This window comes from Streptomyces sp. TLI_105, assembly GCF_900105415.1.
Classification (GTDB): Bacteria; Actinomycetota; Actinomycetes; order Streptomycetales; family Streptomycetaceae; genus Streptomyces.
Genome location: NZ_FNSM01000001.1, coordinates 4,746,164 through 4,764,084 on the forward strand (window position 1 = coordinate 4,746,164; position 17,921 = coordinate 4,764,084).

General features: G+C 69.0%; 17 protein-coding genes and 1 tRNA gene. 12 read left to right on the forward strand and 6 right to left on the reverse strand.

Features of this window, described 5'->3' with window-relative positions:
- Positions 1–163 precede the first annotated feature (163 nt).
- Positions 164–946 carry an SDR family oxidoreductase gene (locus tag BLW86_RS21770; protein WP_093875589.1) on the reverse strand — a complete coding sequence of 261 codons (783 nt, stop codon included), beginning with the start codon at positions 944–946 and terminating at the stop codon, positions 164–166.
- A gap of 92 nt (positions 947–1,038) precedes the next feature.
- Here BLW86_RS21770 and BLW86_RS21775 point away from each other — a divergent pair, with 92 nt between their 5' ends.
- Complete coding sequence (locus BLW86_RS21775; RefSeq protein ID WP_093875590.1) at positions 1,039–1,872, forward strand: hypothetical protein; 834 nt, start codon at positions 1,039–1,041, stop codon at positions 1,870–1,872.
- A gap of 217 nt (positions 1,873–2,089) precedes the next feature.
- Here BLW86_RS21775 and BLW86_RS21780 read toward each other — a convergent pair whose 3' ends face one another.
- The 3 genes from BLW86_RS21780 to BLW86_RS21790 all read right to left on the reverse strand — a co-directional run bounded on the left by BLW86_RS21780 (position 2,090) and on the right by BLW86_RS21790 (position 4,250).
- Positions 2,090–2,290 (reverse strand): DUF397 domain-containing protein, encoded by a 201-nt coding sequence (locus BLW86_RS21780; protein WP_093875591.1) that lies wholly within the window; start codon positions 2,288–2,290, stop codon positions 2,090–2,092.
- 179 nt (positions 2,291–2,469) lie between these two features.
- A complete protein-coding gene (locus BLW86_RS21785; protein WP_093875592.1) occupies positions 2,470–3,330 on the reverse strand; it encodes a helix-turn-helix domain-containing protein in 861 nt (286 codons plus the stop codon).
- A gap of 221 nt (positions 3,331–3,551) precedes the next feature.
- The gene (locus BLW86_RS21790) at positions 3,552–4,250 is read right to left on the reverse strand and encodes a GOLPH3/VPS74 family protein (RefSeq protein ID WP_086825793.1); all 699 of its coding nucleotides are present in this window, start codon (positions 4,248–4,250) and stop codon (positions 3,552–3,554) included.
- Positions 4,251–4,433: 183 nt separating this feature from the next.
- On the opposite strand from BLW86_RS21790, the gene BLW86_RS21795 reads away from it, so the two are divergent.
- From BLW86_RS21795 to BLW86_RS21805, 3 genes are all read left to right on the forward strand, one after another.
- Positions 4,434–6,803 carry a D-alanyl-D-alanine carboxypeptidase family protein gene (locus BLW86_RS21795; RefSeq protein ID WP_093875593.1) on the forward strand — a complete coding sequence of 790 codons (2,370 nt, stop codon included), beginning with the start codon at positions 4,434–4,436 and terminating at the stop codon, positions 6,801–6,803.
- 133 nt (positions 6,804–6,936) lie between these two features.
- Positions 6,937–8,856: an MFS transporter gene (locus BLW86_RS21800; protein ID WP_371129555.1), complete on the forward strand. Its 1,920-nt coding sequence runs from the start codon at positions 6,937–6,939 to the stop codon at positions 8,854–8,856.
- A 130-nt stretch (positions 8,857–8,986) separates the two neighbouring features.
- Positions 8,987–9,280, forward strand: coding sequence for an antibiotic biosynthesis monooxygenase family protein (locus tag BLW86_RS21805; protein WP_093875594.1), 294 nt, complete (start codon positions 8,987–8,989; stop codon positions 9,278–9,280).
- 80 nt (positions 9,281–9,360) lie between these two features.
- Here BLW86_RS21805 and BLW86_RS21810 read toward each other — a convergent pair.
- Positions 9,361–9,433 (reverse strand) — tRNA-Arg (locus tag BLW86_RS21810).
- A gap of 95 nt (positions 9,434–9,528) precedes the next feature.
- Positions 9,529–9,792: a hypothetical protein gene (locus BLW86_RS21815; protein ID WP_093875595.1), complete on the reverse strand. Its 264-nt coding sequence runs from the start codon at positions 9,790–9,792 to the stop codon at positions 9,529–9,531.
- A gap of 290 nt (positions 9,793–10,082) precedes the next feature.
- Between BLW86_RS21815 and BLW86_RS21820 the strand changes: the two genes are divergently transcribed.
- From BLW86_RS21820 to BLW86_RS21855, 8 genes are all read left to right on the forward strand, one after another.
- Positions 10,083–10,376, forward strand: a complete 294-nt coding sequence (locus BLW86_RS21820) for a hypothetical protein (protein ID WP_093875596.1) — start codon at positions 10,083–10,085, stop codon at positions 10,374–10,376.
- 148 nt (positions 10,377–10,524) lie between these two features.
- Positions 10,525–11,901, forward strand: a complete 1,377-nt coding sequence (locus tag BLW86_RS21825) for a B12-binding domain-containing radical SAM protein (protein WP_177181718.1) — start codon at positions 10,525–10,527, stop codon at positions 11,899–11,901.
- Positions 11,885–12,769: a GNAT family N-acetyltransferase gene (locus tag BLW86_RS21830; protein ID WP_143060267.1), complete on the forward strand. Its 885-nt coding sequence runs from the start codon at positions 11,885–11,887 to the stop codon at positions 12,767–12,769. Before BLW86_RS21825 ends, BLW86_RS21830 begins: the two co-directional genes overlap by 17 nt.
- Positions 12,766–14,001, forward strand: a complete 1,236-nt coding sequence (locus tag BLW86_RS21835; RefSeq protein WP_093875599.1) for an alpha/beta hydrolase — start codon at positions 12,766–12,768, stop codon at positions 13,999–14,001. The genes BLW86_RS21830 and BLW86_RS21835 overlap by 4 nt, the downstream gene beginning before the upstream one ends.
- Positions 13,995–14,996, forward strand: a complete 1,002-nt coding sequence (locus BLW86_RS21840; protein WP_143060268.1) for a biotin synthase BioB — start codon at positions 13,995–13,997, stop codon at positions 14,994–14,996. Before BLW86_RS21835 ends, BLW86_RS21840 begins: the two co-directional genes overlap by 7 nt.
- The gene (locus BLW86_RS21845; protein ID WP_093875601.1) at positions 14,996–16,279 is read left to right on the forward strand and encodes an MFS transporter; all 1,284 of its coding nucleotides are present in this window, start codon (positions 14,996–14,998) and stop codon (positions 16,277–16,279) included. Before BLW86_RS21840 ends, BLW86_RS21845 begins: the two co-directional genes overlap by 1 nt.
- Positions 16,272–17,579: an AMP-binding protein gene (locus BLW86_RS21850; RefSeq protein WP_177181719.1), complete on the forward strand. Its 1,308-nt coding sequence runs from the start codon at positions 16,272–16,274 to the stop codon at positions 17,577–17,579. Before BLW86_RS21845 ends, BLW86_RS21850 begins: the two co-directional genes overlap by 8 nt.
- Positions 17,561–17,893, forward strand: coding sequence for a phosphopantetheine-binding protein (locus BLW86_RS21855; protein ID WP_107466110.1), 333 nt, complete (start codon positions 17,561–17,563; stop codon positions 17,891–17,893). The genes BLW86_RS21850 and BLW86_RS21855 overlap by 19 nt, the downstream gene beginning before the upstream one ends.
- The last annotated feature ends 28 nt before the right edge of the window (positions 17,894–17,921 follow it).

Here is a 17,921-nt window from a genome sequence, read left to right on the forward strand (position 1 = left end):
TGCGCCCCTCCATGAGGTCCGGTCCGCCTTGTGAACGCGGTTCATGGTGTGGGGAGTTGGAAGGCCCGGACAATGCAGGGGAGAGTCAAGGGGCAGTAAAATCGTTCGCTTCACTGACCCTTGTTCATGTCCATGAACTTATGGCGTCACTTGGGGGAGCGGCTCAGCGCATCAGCTCCCCGGCGTTGACCAGCAGCGACTGCCCCGTGATGGCCCGCGCCCGGTCCGAGGTGAGGAAGGCCGCCGCCTCCGCCACGTCCCCGTCCGTCGCGAGCTCGGGCAGCGCCATCCGCTCGGTGAGCCGGGCGAGCACCTCGGCCTCCGGCACCCCCTCGGTGTGCGCGGCGAACTGGACGTACGCCTGGACCGGCGGCCCCCACATCCAGCCCGGCAGCACGGTGTTGACCCGGATCCGGTGCGGTCCCAGCTCGTGCGCGAGCGAGTACATGGCCGAGGTCAGCGCCCCCTTCGAGGCCGCGTACGCCGCCTGCCGCACCTGCGAGGGCGCCGCCACCGCCGACTGCGTCCCGATGAGGACCACCGAGCCGCCGCGCTCCTTCAGCGCCGGCAGGCAGGCCCGGGTCATCCGCAGCGTGCCGAGCAGATTGACGTCGAGGACCCCCTGCCAGGTCCCGAAGTCGGCGTCCTCCAGGCCCCCGAAGTAGGAGTCCCAGGCGGCGACGTGGACGACCGCGTCGATTCCGCCGAAGCGCTCGACGGCGACCGCGGCGAGGGCCTCGCACTGCTCCTCGTCGGTGATGTCCGTGACCCGGTACGCGGTGCGGCGGCCCTCCGGGTCGATCTCCGCGGCGGACTTGGCGAGGTTGGCCTCGGTGCGGGCGCCGAGCACCGCGTTGCCCCCGTCCCGTACCACCGTCTCCGCGATCCGGTGCCCGAGCCCGGCACCGACCCCCGACACGACGACCGTCTTCCCCTGGAGCAGCATCCGGATCCTCCTCGACCCTGGCCAAGTATCTGACGGTCCGTCAGAGTAGGTGCCTGTCAACGACAAGGGAAGACACGGGAAGGGGTACGAGAGTGAGCGAGGAGACCCGCAGCGAGACGTACGCGGAGCTGGCGGCCCTCGGGCCGTACGGCGTGCGCCCCGGCCACGCGCTGATCACCATGGTCGAACCGCACCCGGGCCACGAGTACGCCTACAACCGCTGGTACGAGGACGACCACTACTACGCGGGCGCCATGGCCATGCCCTGGATGTACGCCGGTCGGCGCTGGGTCGCCACCCGCGAACTCCAGGAGCTGCGGCGCCCGGAGAAGTCCGCGGTCGCCCAGCCGGTCACCGCCGGCTGCTACCTCTCCACGTACTGGATCACCGAGGGCCGCTACGACGACCACATGAAGTGGACCGTCGGCATCAACAAGCGGCTCAACCGCGACGCCCGCGTCCACCACGAGCGCACCCACGTCTTCACCTCGTTCCAGGACCACGAGGCGACCGTCTACCGCGACGGGGCGGCCGGCCCGCGCGACTTCCACGCCCTCGACCACCCCTACGCCGGGCTGATCCTCCAGGTGATCGACGTCGAGGGCCTGCGGCAGCGGGCGGAACTCCTCGACCGGCTGCGCGACCGGGAACTGCCCCGCCGCCTCGCCGGCTCACCGGCGGCGCTGGTGACCCTCTTCCGCCCGACTCCGCTGCCCGGCGACCGCATGACGTACGTGAAGCAGGTCGAGGGCGTCGACACCCGGCTGACCCTGCTCTGGTTCCTGGAGCAGGACCCCCGCGCGTGCTGGACGGAGCACTTCACGGACCTGGAGACCATGGCGTCCCCGGGCGGCCGGGTGGAACTGGTGGCCCCCTTCATCCCGACGATCCCGGGCACGGACCGCTATGTGGACGAGCTCCGCTGAGGACGGGTTCCACCGAGAGCGAGCTTCACTGAGGCCCGGTGGCCCGGTGGCCCGGTGGCCCGGTGGCCCGGTGGCCCGGAGACCCGGAGACCCGGAGACCCGGAGACCCGGTGGCTCCGAGGCTTCCGGGCAAAGGCCGAGCCCCCTCGGCCAGGACGGCGGACCGGTCGAGAGGGCTCTTCTCGTACTGCTGGTGACGGCGTGCGCGCACCGGGGCTCAGAGGGCCCCGTTGCTCACCTCGCCGACGAAGGCGTTCCACGATCCCGGACCGAAAGAGAGGGACGGACCCTCGGGCGCCTTGGAGTCCCGCACCGCGATCGCGGCCATGACCGGGGACTTCACTTCGACACAGGCCCCGTTCCCACCCGAGTACGAGGACTTCGTCCAGGTGTCCGTACCGCCCTGAATAATCGCCATGCTGCTCACTCCGGTTCTGCCGAGTAGTGTGTCGCGCCAACGTTCTTGATGGCGTGATCGACGCTACTCGCCGGTCCCGTCCGGTGGGACCGGCGTTCACACGTCCGAGTGGCATATTCCAACCGCGCTTCCGTGAAAGGGATCACGGGGTGTACGGTGCCTGCCCCGCCCTCCGGCGATCAGCCCTGGGCATGCTTCTTCGCCATTTTCGAGATGAACTCCCGCGTCTGCTCCACGTTCAGCGCCTGCGCCCTGAGGTGCTCGTACATGACGGAGTACTTGCCGACGTCCTGCGCCTTCTCCAGGTACAGGTCGCTCGTCACGCCCTCGATGTAGACGACGCTGGAGTCCGAGGTGTCCGGGAACTCCAGGATCGAGTACTGCCCGCTGATCCCCGGATGCGCGCCCATCTCGAAGGGGATCACCTGCACGGTCACGTGCGGCAGGTGCGACTGCTCGATCAGGTGCTCCAGCTGCTCGACCATCAGCTGCCGGCTGCCCACGATCCGGTGCAGGGCGCCCTCGTCGATCACCGCCCACAGGCGCAGCGGACGCTCCTCGTCACGGATCCGGTCCTGGCGGCGGGTCCGGACCGTGACCCGCTTCTCGATCTCCGCCGGCGTCGACTCCGGCATCGCGCCGGAGATCACGGCCTCCGCGTACGCGGGAGTCTGGAGCAGGCCCGGGATGATCTGCGACTCGTACATCCGCAGGCTCTCCGCGTCCGTCTCCAGACCGATGTAGACGCTGTACGGGATGTCGCCGAAGGCGTGCCACCAGCCCTGCTGGCGCGAGTCCTTGGCCATCTGCATGAGGGAGTCGACCATGCGCTCGTCCTCGACCTCGTACACACCGCACAGGTCCCGGACGTCACGCTGGCTGATGGAGCGACGACCGTTCTCCAGCCGGCTGATCTTGGACTGGGAGACGAGGAGACGCTCGGCGACCTGCTCGGCCGTCATGTTCTTCGCCTCGCGGAGCTTGCGCAGCTCCTGGCCCAATCGGCGTCGCCTGACGGTGGGGTTGACGTTGGACGCCACGGAAACTGCACCTCCGGCTGTCTGCTGCGTAGCTGTGAGTATCTACCGCTTGGCAGACTGCCACCAATGGCCGGGTGCGCGCTGGGAAAACAGGACAACGCACATGTGCGGGGCGGCCGTCCAGGCCGCCCCGCACACCTGTGCGGCTCTCGGGATGGTTCCAGGTGGTTCGTGGTGCTGGTTCGTGGTGCAGGTACGGAGTGGTGCTCGCCGTGCGACGGTCAGTGCGCGACCGCGCGGGCCATGCTGCCGCGAGGCTGCGCCGGGACGCCCGCGGCGCTCCGGCGGGGCTGTGCCGCCGCGCCGTTCTGGACGTCCATCACGGCGTGCGCCACGAGTCCGCCCATCGGGTCGTGCCGGATCAGGTCGCGCAGCCGGGACCGCGACGACCGTCCTTCGTTGCCGGGGTACAGGTGCTTGCCGAGACCGACCGCGTGGGCCAGCGCGGCAAGCGCCGCGGTCCGCGGGTCCGGCGGTACGCCGGTGCGGATCGCACTGTCCAGCCGGGCACGGATCTCCCGACTGATCGCCGTGTCCGTCGCCTGGTAGCGAGTCGTCGGCAACACCCCGCACATCTGGCCCTCCACGGCATGCACCATGCCGCATCGCTCCAGATGCGAGAGATACGTCTGACGGAGCCCCAGCCGGGGCCCGCCGATCCAGTGGACGGCCCGAACCGGGCTGCCGCGCCTGCGCAGCAGCTCCAGTGCGGAGTCCAGTGTCGGATCTCCGGTCGGCCGTGGCATCACCACGGCGATACGATCCCCGTCAGGGGCTATCCGGCCTGCCAGAGCCAGCTCCACTAGCTGTGCTCCGGCCAGACCGAGGTCGAGCGACTGCGGCTGCGCTGTGGTACCCGTGGTCGGGTCCAGAGCGAGCAACAGAAGCTCTTCCGGAATAGTTCTGCGGCTCCTGCCCATCCATGCCTCCCCGCGTGGATGAATGACAGGGTGACCCCTCTCACATTCATCTGTCGAGAGTGCCTGGGTGGTTCATCCGGGAACCAGTAGGTATGTCGTTCTCGTCTAGCACGGGAGCCAAGGGGTTCACACAGGACACTGTTAGACGGTTCGGACGTACGTATGACGCATGGAGGAGGCACGGTGGCGGGCGAGTCCCCCGACAAGGCGGAGCAGCAGGGGTCGTCTCAGGAGACGGCGGCCTCGGGCGGCGGCGGCCGGGATCCTCGGCTTTCCGTGCTCCGCGGGTCAGAGTCCTCGCCGTCCTCGGCGGTCCAGGTCGACCAGCCGACGGCCGTGTTCAAGAACCTGACGCCGCGCACGCCCGAGGACGACGAGCCGAAGACGGACTCGAAGCCGGAGTCGGGAGCTGAGCCCGAGCCGGAGTCCGAGTCCGAGTCCGGGTCTGAGCCCGGTGCGGAGGGCGACCGTCTGAAGGCGGCCGTGGCGGCGTGGGTCGCGACGGCGGAGGAGCCGGAGAAGTCGGAGAGACCGGAGGAGCCGGAGGCGAAGGCGTCGGTCGAGGAGACCGAGCCGGAGGAGACCGACGAGCCCGAGCCGGAGGACGAGGCCGAGGGTGACGACTCCGAGGCCGGGGACTCCGAGGCCGAGGACGAGCCGCAGGACGACGAGACGGACGACGAGTCCGACGACGAGACGGACGAGGAGTCCGTCGAGGACGTCGAGGACAAGGCGCCCTCCGCTTCCTGGTTCGCCGCGCGGAAGGCGGCCGCCGACGAGAAGCGGGCGGAGGCCTCGGACGCGACCGATTCCACCGACGCTTCCGACGCTTCCGACGCTTCGGACGCGACCGACTCCACCGAAGCCTCGGACACGACCGACTCTTCCGATTCCTCCGACTCCTCCGATTCCTCGGAGGACGAGGAGCCCGTCGACCAGCCGACGACCATGTTCAAGATGGTCCGTCCGCCCGTCGTGGACCAGCCGACGACCGCCCTGAAGCTCCCGTCCGGTCTGACCGCGGACTCCGACAGCGAGCGCACCAGTGTCTTCCGTGCGCTGCGCCCCGACATCCCGGCCGAGCAGAAGGCCGAGAAGGCCGAGAGGGCGGCCCAGGAGGCCGCCAAGGCCTCCGCCGCCCCGGCGGCCGCCCCCAAGGCCCCTGAGGCCCCCAAGGCCCCCGCGTCCAAGGAGTCCGCGCCCGCCCCCGTACCGTCGCCGGCGTCGCTCGCCGAGCCGGAGCGGACCCGGCAGCAGCCGCTGCCTCCGCTGCCCCCACTCGACCTCCTCGCGGAGCTGACGAACACGCCGCCCCCGCCGCCGAACGCGCTGCGGACGACCCTGCGCCGGGTGCGGATCTGGACCCCGCTGGTCCTGCTCCTCCTGATCGTCTTTGCGATCGTGCAGATGGTCCGCCCGCTGCCCGCGCCCGCGCTGACGCTGTCGGCCGAGCCGACGTTCACCTTCGGCGGCGGCAAACTGCAGATGCCGTGGCCCGACGAGGGGCAGGGCGCCGTCGAGGTCGAGGGCGTCGGTTCCATGGGCCTGTACGGAGCGCAGAAGCCGGCCCCGATCGCGTCCGTGACCAAGACGATGACGGCGTACGTGATCCTCCGCGACCACCCGATCAAGGGGAAGCAGCAGGGGCCCGAGATCACGATCGACAAGAAGGCCGCCGACCAGGCGAAGCACGATTCGGAGTCGACGGCGCCGGTCCAGGAGGGTCAGACCTACACGGAGAAGGAGCTCCTTGAGCTCCTGATGATCCCCTCCGCGAACAACGTGGCCCGGCTGCTCGCCCGCTGGGACGCCGGTTCGGAGGCCGCGTTCGTCGAGAAGATGAACGCCGCCGCGAAGGACCTGGGCATGACCCAGTCCACGTACACGGACCCGTCCGGTCTCCTCGACAGCACCATGTCGACGCCGCAGGACCAGCTGAAGCTGGCGAAGGCGGTCATGCAGTACGACGTGTTCCGCGAGATCGTGAACATGCCGAACGTGACGGTCGACGGCATCCCCGGCCGGATCGAGAACAACAACAACATCCTGCTCCACGACGGCGTGAGCGGCATCAAGACCGGCTCCTCCACCCCGGCCGGCGGCAACCTGCTCTGGGCGGCGAACACCGTCGTGGACGGCCAGAACCGCCGCATCCTCGGCATCGTCATGGGGGCGAAGAACGCCAAGATGCTCATCGACAAGCTCCAGCTGGCCATCGACAACAGCCTCAAGCTGATCCAGCAGGCCCAGAAGGACGTCACCTCGGCGGCGGTCGTCAAGAAGGGGCAGGTCCTCGGCTACGTGGACGACGGTCTCGGCGGCCGGACCCCGGTCGTGGCCACCAAGGAGCTCAAGGCGGTCGGCTGGCCGGGCCTCCAGGTGAAGCTGGAGCTCACGGATGGCGGAAAGGCCGTCCCGCACTTCGGCAAGGCGGGCGACATCGTCGGCCAGGTGTCCATCGGCACCGGCGCCGGCAAGGTCAGCTCCCCGGTCGCCCTGCAGGCCGACCTGATGGAGCCCGGCTTCGACAAGAAGCTGACCCACCTGGGCTGAGGCCACCCGCTCGGCCGGGCTCCCCGGATTCTCCGGGGAGCCCGGCTGTTAGCGTTTCCGGGGGGACGAGACGCACGCGTGACCACGCGAGAAGCGGGAAGAGAGCCGGGCAGCAGCACGGGAAAGGGCCGCAGTGACCACCGCCGAGCCGACACGCGCCGACCGCGCGGACTCCGACCCCGACGTCTACCGTGATGCCCATGAAGCTCGTGACACCGACGGCGGCTCGTCCACGGATATCGGACCCTCTTCGCTCCCGCGAATAGTGCTCCCGACGCAGCGGCCCGCCCCGGCCCCGGCCCCGGCACCGTCCGCCCCCACCCCCGCCCCCGCCCGTGCCCCGCGGCGCAAGCGCCGCTACACGGTCATGGCGGCCACCGGGCTCGCCGCCCTCACCCACGTCCTGTGGTTCTTCCTCTTCGCGAACAGCGGCGGGGACCTGGCCGCGCAGGACGCCTGGGCCGAGTTCGTCGGACGGCACCCGGACTCCGCGTACAACCTGGCCTGGTACGGCGGGATGCACCCCGTCTCGTACAGCGTGGTCTCGCCCTACCTGATGTCGGTGCTCGGCGTCCGCAGCACGATGATGGTGGCGGGGACGCTGTCGGCCGGCCTGACCGCGCTGATCCTGGTGCGGGTGCGGGCGGTCCGCAACCCGTTGGTCTGCTCGATCGCGGGCGTCTTCGCCTTCCTCTGCAACGCGCTCTCGGGCCGGGTGACCTTCGGCCTCGGCATGATGTTCGCGCTCGGCGCGGTCGCCGCCGTCTTCTGCTGGCCGTACCGCTGGCGCCGCAAACGCTGGGCGAAGGCGGCGGTCGCCGCCCCGCTGGCCGGTCTGGCGACGGCGTGCAGCCCGGTCGCGGGCCTGTTCCTCGGCATCGCGGCGGCGGCACTGTTCCTGAACAAACGGCGCCCGGGCGCGTACGCCCTGGGCCTCGCCCCGGTCGCGGTGGTCGCCCTCTCCTCCTGGCTCTTCCCCTTCTCCGGCACGCAGCCGATGGCCTTCGGCTCGACGGCCCTCCCGCTGCTCTTCGGCGTCCTGACGTTCGTGCTCGTCCCGAAGACCTGGCGGACGGTCCGCACGGGGGCGGCGGTCTACACGATCGGCACACTCCTGACCTGGCTGATCGACTCCCAGATCGGCTCGAACATCTCCCGGCTGCCGATGCTCTTCGCGGGCGTCGTGCTGCTCGCGGCCCTGCCGTACACGGCGCCGCGCTCGCGCCGCTGGTACGCGCTGCTGCTCGCCGTCGCGGGGCTGAACTTCTGGATCGGCTTCAAGGGCGTCGACGACGTCATCCGCACCGCGCCGGACGCGTCCTGGGCGCGCGAGCTCGCACCGCTCGTCAACCAGCTCCAGGTCCGGGACGCGGGCAAGGCGCGGGTCGAGGTCGTGCCGGCGTCCAGCCACCGCGAGTCCTCCGCGCTCAGCCCGTACATCAACCTGGCGCGCGGCTGGAACCGTCAGGCGGACATGGAGCGCAACCCCCTCTTCTACGACGACACGCTGAACGCCGCGAACTACCGGGACTGGCTCCACCGCTGGGCCGTCCACTACGTCGTCCTGCCCACCGGAGCCCCCGACTCGGGCGCCGAGCAGGAGGCGGAGCTGGTCGTCGAGGGCCTGCCGTACCTGAGGCAGATCTGGTCGGACGAGAACTGGCGGCTGTACGAGGTGCAGAACCCGACCCCTCTCGCCGACCCGCCGGCCGAGGTGCAGAGCGCCGAGGAGAACGAGGTCGTGATCCGGGTCGACAGCCCCGGCCGGGTCCTGATCCGCGTCCCGTACTCGCCCTGGCTCGCCCTCATGGACGAGAACGGCGGCAAGATCGAACCGCCGAAGGAGACGGAGGCCTCGAAGCTGGCCCGCGAGGCGTCGGAGACCGAACTCCCCAAGGTCTTCGCCAACGAGGAGGGCTGCCTCTTCAAGGCCGAGGCGGACCCGGAGGGCGACGAATGGACGGAACTCGTCGCCCCGAAGGCGGGCGTCTACCGCCTGGGAGCCCCCTACAAGCTCTCGCGCGGCACGGCCTGCCCGGAAGAACTCCGCTGACCGCCCTGCGCTGACGGCGAGTGACCCTACGGGTGAACCGTCCGTCACTCTGTGAACCCGGTCGATCGCGTAACGCTAGGCTCGCGGGCATTGCCGCAGCCGTGCGGCGGACCGAGATAGGGGCATCCGAATGGCCGTCATCGTCACTTTCGACCTCCCCGGCGCCGGACCGGAGCTTTACGACACGGTCATCGCGCGCGTGACCGAAGGCCGGGGCTTCACGCGGTTCGCGGACGTGGGGAACCCGGGCCTCGTCTCCCACGCGGCGGGACCGGTCGAGGGAGGGTTCCGGGTGACCGAGGTCTGGGAGAGCGAGGAGGCCCTCGAAACCCACGCGAAGACCTTCGGCCCGATCCTGGCCGACCTCGGCCACGCCGACCTGCGACCCACGATCATCCCGGCGCACAACGTCGTCGTCCGATAGGGCCGATCCGGCCCCACTCCCGCGAGCACCCTCATGGGAAAGGGGCAGGTACTGATACCAGTACCTGCCCCTTCTCCTCGTGCCCCCGGCAGGATTCGAACCTGCGACACCCGCTTTAGGAGAGCGGTGCTCTATCCCCTGAGCTACGAAGGCGGGCCTTGCGTGCAACGTGGCTGAATACTCTGCGTGAGTAGACACCCATGCCTCGGCAAGGAGTGGGACCGCCACGGTGGGTGGTCCCTGACAGGTTAGCGGATCGAGTTGGGAGTGTGGGCTGAGGTGTCAGTCCTTTGGTGGCGCGAGGACCCGGTTCCGGGGAGGCGGGCGGCCCCGTCCCTGCCGAGGTGGTGGGCGGCACCCTCGCGGATGATGCGCCAGACCTCGGGATCCTTCAGGTCGCCGGCGCAGTAGCGGGCGAAGCCGTGGATGCCGCGCGGCGCGAGGAACAGCACGTGGATGTAGGGCGCGTGGACGGCCGGGCGGGAGGCGGGAGCGTCGATCGGTGAAGCCATCCGCGCGCGGACCTCGTCGAGGGCCTGCGGCCGACTGGTGATCTCGGCATGCCCCTTTGCTCGCGAGGCCCGTGCCCACGAGGTCCGGAAGCGGTCGCTTCTCGAGCGCGTCGACCTCGGGCTTCCATGCATGAACCGGCCAGGGGCGGAATGTGCCAGGCCGGGTCTCTGGTTCGGCCCTTCTCCGTCGGCAAGGATCAAAGCATCGGAAGAGACGACCACAGTTGTTGAACACGGTGACGTCTTGGCCGATATCCGACTGTTGAAGCACGTCGACAAGGAGCAATGGAATGACGCAGACCGCCGTAACCTCGTTCACTGCCGAGCAGGTCGCCGAAGCCGAGAAGGCGGGGCAGACCCTGGAGGCCCTCGTGGCGCGCCTCGGTTCCGACGAGTCGTTCGCCGCGGCCCTGAAGGACAAGCCCCGCAAGACGCTTGCCGACGCCGGCATCGTCATCGAGAAGGAGTCCATGGAGTCGCTTATGCTCGTCGACGCCGAGCGTTTCGACCGTGCGTGTGAGCTTCTCTTCGACCTGGTCGACTCGGACTTCCTCATCACGATGTCCACGCCGTCTTGCGGCTGAATCGGAAATCCCGGCGTGCTGCGGATACGTGATTCTTGGTAAGAACTGATCCGCCACTCGCCCCTTTGGCCGGGGCGCAAGGGCCGACATCTCAGCCGCCTTGCGCCCCCGGTCTTCTCTCTGGGTGAAGAGGTTTTGTATGTCACGCGTGTTGCTGGTCAACCTGGCCAGTCTTCCCATGGACGGGAATCAACCCATATTCCCCATCGGTGTCCGGTGTGTCCAGGACGCCCTGGACCGCGCGGGCCACGTGACGCGACTCATGGATTTCGTTGCAGAGCCGGCCGGTCTGACCGACCTCGATTGGCTCGGTCACGAATGGGATGTCATCGGGTTCACCATCCGGAATATCGACCCCATCGACATCACCTGTAGCACTCATGTCGATGAGTACGTCTCCTTCGCGAAGCGCGTGCGGGCCGAGCTCGACCGGCGTGGGCTGGACCCGGTGCTGGTCGGGGGCGGGCCGGGGTTCAGCCTGTTCGGCGACACGCTCGTCGGTAGGCTCGGGCTCGACGTGGGAGTCATCGGCCCAGGTGAGCAGGTCATGCTCGACATCGCGACGAACCCGCCGTCCTTCAAGGGGAGAGGGGGTGTGCTCCAGGGGAGGCGGCACTGCGGATTCCTCACCGACACCCTGCACCACCCGGCCTCGCTCATGGCGGCGTACACGAACGCGCACCAGGCGATGATCGGCGTGGAGACCCGACGGAAGACCTGTTACCAGACCTGCGGGTACTGCCCGTACGCGTACATCGAAGGGGACAACGCCGGAGACCTCAAGCCGCTGGAAGTCCTGGCGGACGAGATCCGCGGTATCCACCGGGCGGGATTCAGGCGCATCTTCTTCACGGACGGTATCTTCAACAGCGAACTGCGGTTCGCGAAGGAAGTCGTCCAGCTCGTCAAGGATCTCTCCCTGGATGGCTTGACCTGGTCGGCGTACTTCACGCCGAAGCCCTTTGATGATGAATTCGGCGAAATGCTCCAGGACAGCGGAGTGGAAGCCGTCGTGGTGTCACCCGACAGCCTCGACGACGCTATGATGCGCAACCTGGGGAAGTCCTTCTCGAGTCGGCACGTGTCTCGATTCCTGGAGCGCAGCCGCAAGAACGACCTTCCGGTGAAGGTGAACGTCGTGTTCGGCGGACCGGGCGAGAACAGGGAGTCGGTTCGAAACAGTGCCCGTTTCATCAACGAGAATCTCCGCGATGACGAACTCGTGATGCACGTCGGATATCGGGTGTTGCCCGAGACCGCCCTCGCGAGGCAACTCGGAGCGGACGACGATAAATTGCTCTATCCCGTCTTCTATCCCTTCGATCTCGACGTTTTCAACTGGATCGTCCAGGATCTGGAATCCAGATTCATAACCCCCCAACTCATGATGAACCTGATGGCCGGCCGTGCGGCTGCGCGCAAGATGGCGAAAACAGAAGCGATGCCCACGATCGCTCCCCCGGGGACCACCTACCTTGCCCTGTCCGGGGTAGGAGGAGGCAGTGGCGGTGGCTGCGGAAACTGATGTCGCGCCCCTCGCGAGCGCGCGTACGGGGCCGGGGCCGACGGCACGCCGCCTTCATGACGGAGAGGTCGACGCGGCCCTGCGGCTCTGCCCGTTCGAGGATGTCGACGCCGACGTCATCCGCCGAGAACTGGCGGCCGAAGCGGACTACTGCTGGATGGGCCTGTTCACCCCGGACGGACAGCTGGCGGCGGTGCACCGGGCCATGCGATGGCACCGGCACCTGCTGCTGAAGGGCGTCTTCGTCGACGAGCGGTTCCGGGGGTCGGGGGCCGCGCTCGGTGTGGCGTTCGCCATCCGGGACTGGGCTCGGGAGGCCGGATACGAGGGTGTCGCCGCCTGGGTGGAGCCGAGCAAGCCCGAGGTGCGTCTGGCCACCAGGCTGCGGCTGCGTCGTGTCGGCCCGCTCCTGCACCGCTACCTCGTCCGGATGCCGTACGGCTCCGACGCGGAGCGTCCGACCGGGACGCCCCCGCGCACGTCCGGCACGCTCGTCGTTCCGGGCGAAGGCGAAGCGGCTCCCATGGTCCAGGAACTGCTCGGTGTTCCGCGGAGTCCCTCGGCGGGTACCCGGCTCGCCTGGGTGCTGGACCGCTCACGACTCGTCCTGAGCGGCAACCCGTGCCGTTCGATGGGTGACCTGGACGGTTTCCTGGCCGCCGTCGAGGACACCGCGGTGTCGGCCGGCGCGACCGCCGTCGAAGTGGTGGTCGAGGCAGCGGACGTTCCGGCCGCGTTGGCCATGGTCGGCCGGGGAGCGCGGCGGCTGAGCCGTTCCCCGGTCGCTCTGGGCATGGTGTCCTTCGCGGGCGCGGAACCCTCGGGTACGTCGGTTCACCCGGCCGCGACGGAGCTGAGGACGCCGTGATCGGAGCGCACGCGGCGCGGCGCGTCTGCCTGGACGAGAGCCCCGAGGCGGCGGCAGGGCTGTTCCGGCGACAAGGGATCGATCCGCGACGTCTTGAGCGACTGCTGTTCTCGACGGCCGACGCGGGTGAAGCCGCCCGGTCGGAGACCGTGAAGCTGCTGGATGCCTGGGGGCGGCCGACCGAGGCCGAGCTGTACGTGCCGTCGCGCCGGGACGGGCGTCCGCCGGGCCTGATCGTGGGCCTGCACGGCGTCGGGAGCTCCGGAGCGGTGCTTCAGGACCACCTCCGCGCGCTCGCCGACGCCTGCGGCGCGGTCCTGCTGTGCCCGACCGCGCTTCAACCGTTCGGGACGAGCAGCAACTTCGACGTGGCCGGAATCTTCGGCAGCCGATTCCGGGAGGCTCGGTGGACGACGGATCCGGGCGATTTCCCCGTGCGAGCACTGCGCTGGGCCCGTGAACACCTGGCCGTCGACGTGAACCGCTGCGCTCTGGTGGGGGCCTCGATGGGAGGCATCGCGACGTGGAGCATGGCGTCACGTCGCTGGGACGGCCTCGCCATGGCGACGTCCATCAACGGCGCGCCCTCGATCTGGGAGATGTTCGGGCCCGACAACACGATGCGTGAGCTGCTGCCCAATGTCCTGGGTGTGCCGCTGACGGTGGTGCACGGAGTCCGGGATCAGCAGATCCCCCTCGTCCTCGCCCGTGACGCCGTGACGCATCTGCGGGGCCGGGGCCATCAGGGCATTTCGTTCGTCGAGGTGCCGGATGGGGAACACAAGCTGAGCACGATGGGGATCGAGCCGGGAAATCCGCAATTCGACGAGGTCGTTCGGTGCTTCGGCGCCGCGAAGCGAATGCCGTGGCCCGGACATGTCCGGCACCGTGCCCGCGAGAGGGCGCACAGCCGGGCCCACTGGGTGGAGATGGACGATCTCCACCCCGGGAGCACGGCGACCGTGGACGCCCGTGCGGTGGACCGTACGCACCTGGTCATCCGCGCGTCCGGTTGCTCGCGGCTGCGTCTCTTCCTCGGTGACCGGCTGGTGGATCACGGCCGAGTGCTGGTGACGGTCAACGGCACGTCCCGAGAAATAGATTTCCGTCCGTCCCTGGTCGACGCGATATCGACGTACCGGGAGGCGGATGCCGACCCCGGCCGCATGGCGCAGATGGTCGTCGACATGACATTGCCCGAGATTCGTGAGGAAGAAGGAACGTCTTGCTGAGTCGTGATGAAATGCGCCGGCTGCTGTTGGCACGCGGTCCTGAGCAGGAGCAGCTGTTCGCGGAGAGCCGGAAGGCACGGAACGAGCACTTCGGTGCGGCCGTCGTGCTGCGCGGTGTCATCGAGCTGACCAACGTCTGCCGGGTGAACTGCGACTACTGCCCGATGCGTCGTGACAACGTACGCGAGAACGACACCTACTTCCTGGCCGCGGACAAGATCGTCGAGCTGGCCGGACTGATCCGGGACAACGGGATCGACGTCATCCTGCTCCAGGGCGGCGAGACGCCGGCGCTGATGCCTCTCCTGGAGGAGGTGATACCGCGGATCCGGCAGCTGTACGACGACCGGGTCGAGATCCTGCTGAACGTCGGCAACCTCAAGCGGGCCCAGTACGAGCGACTGCGTGCCGTGGGCGCGACGAGCTACATCCTCAAGCACGAGACGAGCGATCCCGAACTCCACCTCAGCCTTCGGCACGAAACCCTGGAGTCCCGCCTGCGGTGTATGCGGGATCTCCAGGAGGTGGGCTTCAAGGTCGGCACGGGGCTGATCTCCAGCCTGCCGGGGCAGTCGTTGGACAGCATCATCGACGACATCGAGCTGGCGGGTGAGCTCGGTGTGGACATGTGCAGCGTGAGTCCCTTCATCCCGGCTCCGAACACGCCGATGAGCATCTCGCCGATCGGGGACAACGAGTTGGCGCTCAACGTCATCGCCGTTCTCCGGCTGCGCTACCCGCGGTTGCTGATCCCGTCGGTCAGTGCGCTGGAGCGGGTGGGCAGCGGGGGGCAGTCACGCGGCCTGGACGCCGGTGCCAACGTGATGACCGTCAACTTCTCCAGCGCCGGCGACCAGAAGCGCTATCTGATCTACGGGAAGGACCGTTTCGTCGTCACCCTCGACCACGTGCGGGGGCTCGTCCGGTCCTCCGGGCTCGAACTGGGCGGATCGAGGTTCATCGAGCAGCGCCTGACGAGTGGGGTGGCGGCCTGATGAGCGTCTCCGTGTCCGACACCGCCGTGTCGGAAGCGAGCAGCAGCCGGTTCCTGCGGTTCTGGACCGCACAGACCGTGTCGCAAGTGGGCCAGCGCTTCGGGATGGTGGCCTTGCCCGTGGTCGCGATCGAGACCCTCCACGCCGGGGCGGCGGAGGTCGGCTACCTGACCGCCGCGCTCACCGTGTGCTATCTGCTGATCGGCCTGCCGGCCGGTGCGTGGGTCGATCGATGGTCGAAGCGGACCACCATGATCAGGGCGGCCGTGGTGCGAGCCGTCGTGCTGGCCGGCGTCCCCGTGCTGTGGGCTTTCGACCAGCTCTCGCTCGTGTGGCTGTACGCGGTCGCGGTGGTCGTCGGTCTCGCCTCCGTCTTCTTCGACGTCGCGTACCAGTCGTACGTGCCGTTCATCGTCCCCGACCAGGACATCGAAAGGGCGAACGCGAGGCTGGAGTCGTCGGCCCAGATCTCCGCGGCCGGCGGGCCGGCCGCGGCGGGACTCCTCCTCAAGGCGGTGAGCGCGCCCGTGGTGATCGCCATCGACGCGGTGGCCTACGTGGTGTGTGCCGGATTCCTGGCGACGGTCAAGGACTCCGAACCGTCCCGCCGTGAGAAGGCGGGAGAGGACTCCCGGCTGGCGCGGGACATCCTGGACGGCGTCCGGTTCGTCGTGGTCAACCCGGTACTGCGGCGGCTGATCCTCTCGGTGGGGGTGTCGAACTTCTTCGCCACCATCACCATGACGCTGACGCCCCTGCTCATCCTGAGGACGCTGGGGCTGGGCTCCACGGTCATGGGGGTCGTCCTCGGCGTCGGCACGCTCGGTGGCCTGCTGGCCTCTCTCACCCTCCCGAAGGTCCGTGCACGATTCGACGCGGGCACGGTCATGGCGGTCGGCCTCCTGCTTGCGGGCGTCTCCATGGTGGCCTTCCCCGTGGCCGGATCCCTGGACGAGTCCGCCTTCGTGATCCCGGTCGTCCTGCTTGTCCTCGGCCAGTTCGGAATGACCTGGGGCGCGGTGACCTTCAACATCGCGCAGGTGAGTGTGCGGCAGCGGGTCTGTCCCAAGAACATGCTGGCCCGGATGACCGCCTCGATCCGTTTCGTGGTGTGGGGAAGCATGCCCGTGGCGGCGATCCTGGCCGGCTGGCTCGGCTCGCACATCGGCGTCGTGCCCTGCCTGTGGATCGGTGTGGCGGGTGCCTTCGTGACGGCTCTTCCCATCATCGGGATGGACCGGCTGATCCAGTCCGCGACACCGGCCCCCGATTCCGGTGTCTGAGGCCCGGCGCGGACTGGCCGAAGCCGTCCTCTCGTCCGGAGGACGGATCGGCGAGGCGCTCCCGGAGGCCACCGCGAGCCGCATCACGCGGTGCGCCGAGCAGTACGGGAAGGCAGGTGTCACGGACGGCGACCTGCTCGTGTTCTCCGGCCTCGCGTCGGAGACGCTCCTGGCAGCCGTGGTCGCGTGCTGGAAGATCGGCGCCGCCGCGTGGGTGACGCCCCGCGAGCCGGGGACGTTCGAGGGGCACGGCGCGTCCTTCACCGTCACTCCCGGGTCCGCCGAGGAGATCACGGTGGCACGGCGCGCCACCGCGGCCGTGCCGGTCCCGGCCGGTCTCGGTCTGTTGCACGAGACATCCGGATCCACCGGCGAGCCCAAACTCGCGAGGCGCAGTGTCGAGAGCATCCGCGCGGAGCACGTGGGCTACCGCGGAGGCATGGGACTGGGTGTCGAGGACACGGTGAGGATCCCCGTACCGGTGGCGCATTCCTTCGGTTCGGGAGTGGCGCTCGCCGCGCTCCTGTCCGGGTGCCGGGTCGACGCCCGCCCGTTCGCGACGCCCTCGGGTGTGGCCCACGACCTGGACCGGGGCAAGAGCACCAAGCTGGCCGTCACCCCGGCCCTGTTGCGGCTGCTGACGAAGACCCGGCGCAAGGGTGACTCCCGGCCGCAGGCGATCCTCGTCGGTGCCGGCACGGTCTCGGACGAGCTGGACGCCGCCTGCGTGGCCCGCTTCGGAGTTCCGATCACGCGGGGGTACGGGTCGAGCGAGACCGGAGGGATGTTCATCGGTTCCCGCGGGCTCGGGCAGCCGATCCCCGCTGTCGGGATCGTCGGTCCGGATCCGGGATCCCGAGGCGAACTGCTCGTGCGCACGGCGACTCCTGTCTGGGGTTACGCACACGAGCCCGTACGCGACTCCCTTCTGTGGCGGACCGGGGACATCGTCGAGCGTGACGCCTCGGGCCAGGTGTGGTTCGTCGAGCGCGAGCCCGGAGTCGTACGCGCCAACGGCAAGTTCGTGGACGTCTCCTCCATCCGGGCCGCCGTCGGTGAGGTGGAGGGTGTGGAGGAGGTCGAGTTCCTGGTCCTCCCCCGAGCCGGCGACGCGGAGTTCGAGGACGTCTACGCGGTGGTGTCCGGACGGCCGCCCTCGCGAGAGACCGTGGAGAACGCGCTGTACGCGAGCGTTCCGCCCGGTTTCGCACCACGGTTGAGGGTCTTCGCGGAATTCCCGCGAACCGATATCGGAAAGCTGGACCGTACTGCGCTCACGGAATGGATCAGGGCGAAATGAGTGAACAGATGGTGTCGGATTCCCGCGACGGGTTGACGGCGGTGATAGACGCGATCGTCTCCGCCGCCGGGAACGCCGGGGTCGACGATGTCGTACTGGCCCGGCTGCGGTGCCTGCACGCGGCGGACCAGGACACGCTGCTGAAATCGCCCGCGGAGCTCGGTCTCGACTCCCTGACCTGGCTGGAGGTGCTCACGGTGCTCGAAGAGCGCTTCGACCTCCTCCTTCCTGACGCGGTGGCCGTGACTCCCGAATCGCGCACGGTCCTCGGTCTGGCACGGGCGCTCGCGGACTGTCGGCGCGCAGGGCGCTGAGTCGGACAGAGAGAAAGGTCGAATATTC

Coding starts and splice junctions, on each gene's coding strand:
- BLW86_RS21770 (WP_093875589.1), bottom strand. CDS start 946: ATGCTGCTCCAGGGGAAGACGGTCGTCGTGTCGGGGGTCGGTGCCGGG.
- BLW86_RS21780 (WP_093875591.1), bottom strand. CDS start 2,290: ATGGCGATTATTCAGGGCGGTACGGACACCTGGACGAAGTCCTCGTAC.
- BLW86_RS21790 (WP_086825793.1), bottom strand. CDS start 4,250: ATGGGCAGGAGCCGCAGAACTATTCCGGAAGAGCTTCTGTTGCTCGCT.
- BLW86_RS21805 (WP_093875594.1), top strand. CDS start 8,987: ATGGCCGTCATCGTCACTTTCGACCTCCCCGGCGCCGGACCGGAGCTT.
- BLW86_RS21815 (WP_093875595.1), bottom strand. CDS start 9,792: ATGGCTTCACCGATCGACGCTCCCGCCTCCCGCCCGGCCGTCCACGCG.
- BLW86_RS21820 (WP_093875596.1), top strand. CDS start 10,083: ATGACGCAGACCGCCGTAACCTCGTTCACTGCCGAGCAGGTCGCCGAA.
- BLW86_RS21845 (WP_093875601.1), top strand. CDS start 14,996: ATGAGCGTCTCCGTGTCCGACACCGCCGTGTCGGAAGCGAGCAGCAGC.
- BLW86_RS21855 (WP_107466110.1), top strand. CDS start 17,561: ATGGATCAGGGCGAAATGAGTGAACAGATGGTGTCGGATTCCCGCGAC.